Here is a 5,246-nt window from a genome sequence, read left to right as displayed (position 1 = left end):
GGTGTTGTGGAGGACAACACCGTTGCGTTCCCTCCTTGTTGTTTGTTTCCCACCGCTGTCCTTTGGCTTTGTCCGGTCAGCCGATCGTCCCAACGGCTCGCGACGGGGTCCCGCCGCCCTGACCAGCGATGGCCGGCGACTGCGGCAGTGCCTCTGCCATTTCCGGCTTGGCAGGCTGGCGGTAGCCGTAGCGCTCGCCGTAGTAGTAGTAGCCACCCCTGCCCTTGGTGGGAACCCGGTTCATCACGATGCCCAACACATTGGCCTCGACGGTGTCCAGACTCTCCAGGGCACGGGTGACGTTCTCCTTCTTGATCACGCCAGCACCCACGACGACGATTGCGCCGTCGGCCAGGCGGGAGACCACGGCGGCGTCGGTCACGGGCAGCAGCGGGGGAGCATCGATGATCACGTAGTCGAAGCGGTCACGCAGCTGGTTCAGCAGTGCGCGCATGGTCTCGGAGCCGAGCAGCTCGCTGGGGTTCGGCGGGATCGGTCCGGCGCCCAGGACGTACAGGTTCTCGCCGAAGGGCTGCAGGACATCCTCCAGCTCCGTTTCACCGATCAGGACGCTGGTCAGGCCAACCCCGCCCTCCAGGCCCATGTAGTTCAGCAGCTGGGGGCGGCGCAGGTCCCCCTCGATCACGCAGACGGTGGAACCACTGGCCCCAAGCGTCAGAGCCAGGTTGGCTGCAGTGGTGGATTTGCCCTCACCCGGAAGTGAAGAGGTCAATACGAACACCTTGGGGTGGTTGGCGATGTCCACGAACTGCAGGTTGGTGCGCAGGGTGCGGAAGGCCTCGGAGCGAGAGCTCATCGGGTCACTCTGCACAATAAGGGGCTGCTTGGGAGCCTGGGAGTCAAAGGGGATGGCGCCGATGATGGTCTCATCGGTGATTTCCTTGACATCCCGCTCACCAGCCACGGAAGTGTCCATTCGATCCCGCAGTAGCGCCAGGCCCAAGCCGAGAAGGAGACCGGCCAAGAGCCCCATGACGAGATTCCGGAGTGGCCGGGGGGATGTCGGAGTCTTGGTCTCTTCTGCGGGCTTGATCACGGTGGCCTTTACCGGGCTGTCCTTATCGGCCTTCACCGCCTGCAGTTCCTGAACCGTGGAGGTGAACTCCTCCGCGACGGCATTTGCCGTCCGGGCAGCCTTGGCGGGATCACGATCAGTGACCGCAACGTTGATCAGCACTGTGTCGGGAGGTGATGTGGCTGTCAGGGCGTCGGCAAGCGGTGCACCGGGTTCCACCTTGAGCTTCTTGCGGACCGGATCGAGCACCTTGGGTGAGGCAATGACCTGGGAATAGGTCTTCATTTGCTTCTGAGTGAAGGTGCTGCCCTGAGCCAAATCCGCGTTGGTGTCTCCGCCGCTGGTGGAGACGAACAGCTGGGCCGTGGACTGGTAACTCTTGGGGGTGAGGATGGTGACCAAAGCAGCCAGCGCCACCATCAGCGTGGTCATGGCGACGATGGCGCGCCACCGTCTGCGGGCAATCCGGAGGTAGTCCTGCAAGTCCACGGGGGTGTCACTTTCTGTCAGGGAACGCCGGGCGTGCGGGCCGCCTGACGTCACTGCATCGGGGGATTCTTCAAGGGTAGTGAAAAAACTCAGCGGCCGTAGCCACTCTTGGGGGACACATTGTCCACGTACTTGTTCATGGTGTCGTTCTGCAGATTCGTCGCCAGCACCTTCATCTGCGGCTCGCTCATGGTCACGATGGACATGCCGTGCGGCCCGGGGCCAGCGGACTCCCACGGCGCGGTCTGCATCTTGATCCCGCTGCCGCGCAGACTGCGGAGACTCAGCGCCAGCTTCTGCATCTCGCCGGTGCTGAACTTCTCATCCACCACCATGTTGCTGGTGGCTGCATCCAGGAAACGGGACAGTTCGGCCGGATTGGTCAGCACCTCCTTGGACAGGCCCTTCACCAAGACCGCACGGATGAACTGCATCTGTCGCTCGCCGCGGCTGAAGTCACCTTGGCTCAGGTGGTAGCGCTCGCGAACCCAAGCCAGTCCCTCGGTGCCATTGAACGTCTTGGTGCCCTCGTCCGTGGCGATGGTGACCCCGCCGATGGCGTCGGTCATCTTCACGAAGCCCTGGAAATCGATCTTGGCCACGTGATCGATCGGCACTCCGACCAGTGGCTGCAGGGTCTGCACCAGCAGCGGCGTCCCGCCGAAGGCGTAGGCGGCGTTGATCTTGTTCTTGCCTTGACCCGGAATGGAGACGTAGAGGTCGCGGGGGACGTGGATCAGATCGACGCGCTTACGGTCGCCGGACACATGAGCCAGGATGATGACGTCCGAGCGCCCGCGGTCACTGCCGCGAGAGTCGCTTCCCACCACTAGGAAGTTCAGGGAGTTTCCTGCCTTGGCCGAGCGCTTGGGCTGACCGAAATTGTTGGACTTGACCCCCATCAGATACTCACCCTGTTGATCGTCTGAGAGCTTGGGCAGCGCGGTGCCATTGAGTACCAACAAGGGGCGGTTCTTGGCATCAGCCACCCGACCCTCGGCATCGATGTGCATCTGCGACGCATCAATCAGCTGACCCTGATCATCCGCCAACGTCTTCATGTCCGGGCCGATCAGATTGCCCTCGGCGTCCTGCGGGACCACCAGGTTCTGCACCTCGCCCGTGGGCAAAAGGGCTTGATGCTGCACGTTCTTGTCCACCGTGTGGCGTAGATACCACGCGTAGCCGCCGGCCGTCAGCAGGCCGGTCACCAGCAACAGGGCCAAGAGGCCGACCGTCACTTTGAGACCCGTGCGGCGGGGTTTGGGGGAGCTGGGGGAGTCGTCCGACATACCTACACCATAAGGCAAACGCCTTGCACTCTGTCACGGGTCAAGGTTCTGAGGGGTCCGGGCGGAGCAATTTAGTCAGATGTTGGGTGATCCGTCTATGACTGGAGGGTGTGCTGGTTAGACTGGGTCCGTCAGGTGTTGCCGCGCGCGGTGGCACGTTTCTTGTACCGGTTGTAGCTCGGGGGCTCCGGCTGGATGCAGTGGGTGGGCGTCAGCATTCGTCTGCTCGAACCCAGCGGCTTTCGAAAGGACACTCCGATGCTGCCCATCAACTCTGCGACCCGTGCCCGGATTGTGCGCGGTTCCATCGCTGCATGGGACTGCCTTGCCTGGTTCGTCGGCATCTTCGCCTATCTGGGTGCCCGGTACGACTTCGAGGTGGGGGGGCTGCAGTGGCAGCTGGCCTTCACCTACGGTTGTGCTGCTGGCGTCATGCAGCTCTGCCTTGGTTGGGCCACCAAGCTCTACCGTGGGCGCTACCGGATCGGCAGCTTTGAGGGCACCTTCATGCTGGGCACGATCGTGCTGGGCATCGGGGTGCTGCTGGGCGCCTACTACAGCCTTTTCACGGACTTCTCCCGGGGCGTGGTGGTCACCGCGCCCATGGGTGCCTTGATCATCATGGCGTGGGGGCATTTCGTTGCCCGCGCCGTGTTGGAGCGCAACACCCCCGCCCGGACGGTGGAGGCCCCACCGGAGCCGGTGCTGATCTACGGCGCCGGCAATGCGGGCCTGCAACTGGGCCGGCTGATCCACAATGACCCCGACTCGCAGTACGAGATCCGCGGCTTCCTGGATGACGCGACGGAGAAGCGTCACCTCCACCTGTTGGGCACCAGCGTGCGGGGCACCGGCGAGGACATGGTGCGGGTGGCGCTGGAGCAAGACGTCGAGACCATCATCATTGCGATGGGCAGTGTCACCAGTGAGAAGCTCAACAAGCTGAATCAGGCCGCCGAGGCCAATGGTCTGAAGCTGCTGGTACTCCCCACGTTGGACAAGATGGTCGGCGGCCAGGTGTCGCTGGCCCAGTTGCACGAGATCAACGTCGTCGACCTGCTGGGCCGCAACCAGATCAAGACGGATCTTGGTTCCATCGCCGGCTACCTGCAGGGCAAGGTGGTGTTGGTCACCGGCGCCGGTGGTTCCATCGGCTCCGAGATTGCCCGTCAGGTCTACAAGTTCGGCCCTCGGGAGCTGGTCATGCTTGACCGGGACGAGTCCGGCCTGCACAGCACCCAGCTCAGCATCTTCAACCAGGGCCTGCTGAACACGCGGAACATGGCGTTGTGTGACATTCGGGATGCCGACGCTCTGGAGAGGATCTTCGCCGAGCACCGTCCCGACGTCGTCTTCCACGCCGCCGCGCTGAAGCACCTGCCGATGCTGGAGATGTACCCGCACGAGGGCTGGAAGACCAACACGCTGGGCAGCCTCAATGTGCTGCAGATGGCGGAGAAGTACGGTGCCGAGAAGGTGATCAACATCTCCACCGACAAGGCCGCCGACGCCACCTCCGTGCTGGGCAAGACCAAGCGGATCGCGGAGGAACTCACCGCCTACTACGGGCAGAAGACCGGCCGCAGCTACCTCAGCGTTCGCTTCGGCAACGTTCTGGGCTCCCGGGGCTCGATGCTGGAGACCTTCACCCGGCAGATTGCCCAGGGTGGCCCGCTGACCGTCACCCACCCGGACATCACCCGTTACTTCATGACCATTCCCGAGGCCTGTGAGCTGGTGATCCAGGCCGGCGCCATCGGCCAGCCGTCGGAGGTGCTGGTGCTGGACATGGGCGAGCCGGTCAAGATCCTGGACGTCGCCAAGAACCTGATTGCCCGCTCCGGCAAGAACATTGAGATTGTCTTCACCGGTCTGCGCCCCAACGAGAAGATGGACGAGGTGCTGTTCAGCGGGGACGAGGCGGCCATCAAGACCGATCACGACCTGATCAACCGCGTCAGCGTGCCGCCGCTGGATCCCAAGGCTCTGCTCACCATCGATGGCTCGGATCCGGATTCGATGGCCACCCTTACCCAACAGCGGGCCGTTGAGCTTCGTGAAGGGCGCCCCGTTCTTGCCGTGGTGACCGACGCCGAGAGCGAGGACACCCAGCCCATCTCGCTCCCGCAGGCCATGCAGGGCTGACCCACTCCGGAAGACCACAAATGCCCGGTCACCAGCGTTGCTGGTGACCGGGCCTTTGCTTTGGGTATCTCAGGTGACCTCGACGGGCTTGGCCAGCATGATGGGCGGCGTCGCCACCGCCCTCAGGTTCAGGCTTCGCCGTCGCCGATCACGAAGCGCTTGACGCCGTCCCACTGGGCGGGGTCGGTGCAGTTGCGGCCGTCCACCACCAGGACCTGGACGCCGGGGAAGGCGTCCTTGCCGATGCTGCTGAACTCGGGGTGGTTGGCCTGCACGATCACGGC

The 5,246-nt window shown here is 63.6% G+C and carries 3 protein-coding genes; 1 reads left to right on the top strand and 2 read right to left on the bottom strand.

All coding sequences use genetic code 11. The features are described from left to right. Positions 1–76: 76 nt before the first annotated feature. Complete coding sequence (locus AAEX60_RS14975; protein ID WP_342104516.1) at positions 77–1,525, bottom strand: polysaccharide biosynthesis tyrosine autokinase; 1,449 nt, start codon at positions 1,523–1,525, stop codon at positions 77–79. A gap of 89 nt (positions 1,526–1,614) precedes the next feature. Further along, positions 1,615–2,766 carry an LCP family protein gene (locus tag AAEX60_RS14970; RefSeq protein ID WP_342104514.1) on the bottom strand — a complete coding sequence of 384 codons (1,152 nt, stop codon included), beginning with the start codon at positions 2,764–2,766 and terminating at the stop codon, positions 1,615–1,617. A gap of 309 nt (positions 2,767–3,075) precedes the next feature. On the opposite strand from AAEX60_RS14970, the gene AAEX60_RS14965 reads away from it, so the two are divergent. Then, on the top strand, positions 3,076–4,962 hold the full coding sequence (locus tag AAEX60_RS14965; protein WP_342104511.1) for a polysaccharide biosynthesis protein: 1,887 nt from the start codon (positions 3,076–3,078) through the stop codon (positions 4,960–4,962). Positions 4,963–5,246: the final 284 nt, after the last annotated feature.

The sequence above is a fragment of the Luteococcus sp. H101 genome (assembly GCF_038433155.1).
Classification (GTDB): Bacteria; Actinomycetota; Actinomycetes; order Propionibacteriales; family Propionibacteriaceae; genus Luteococcus.
This window is presented reverse-complemented; position numbering and strand designations above follow the sequence as displayed.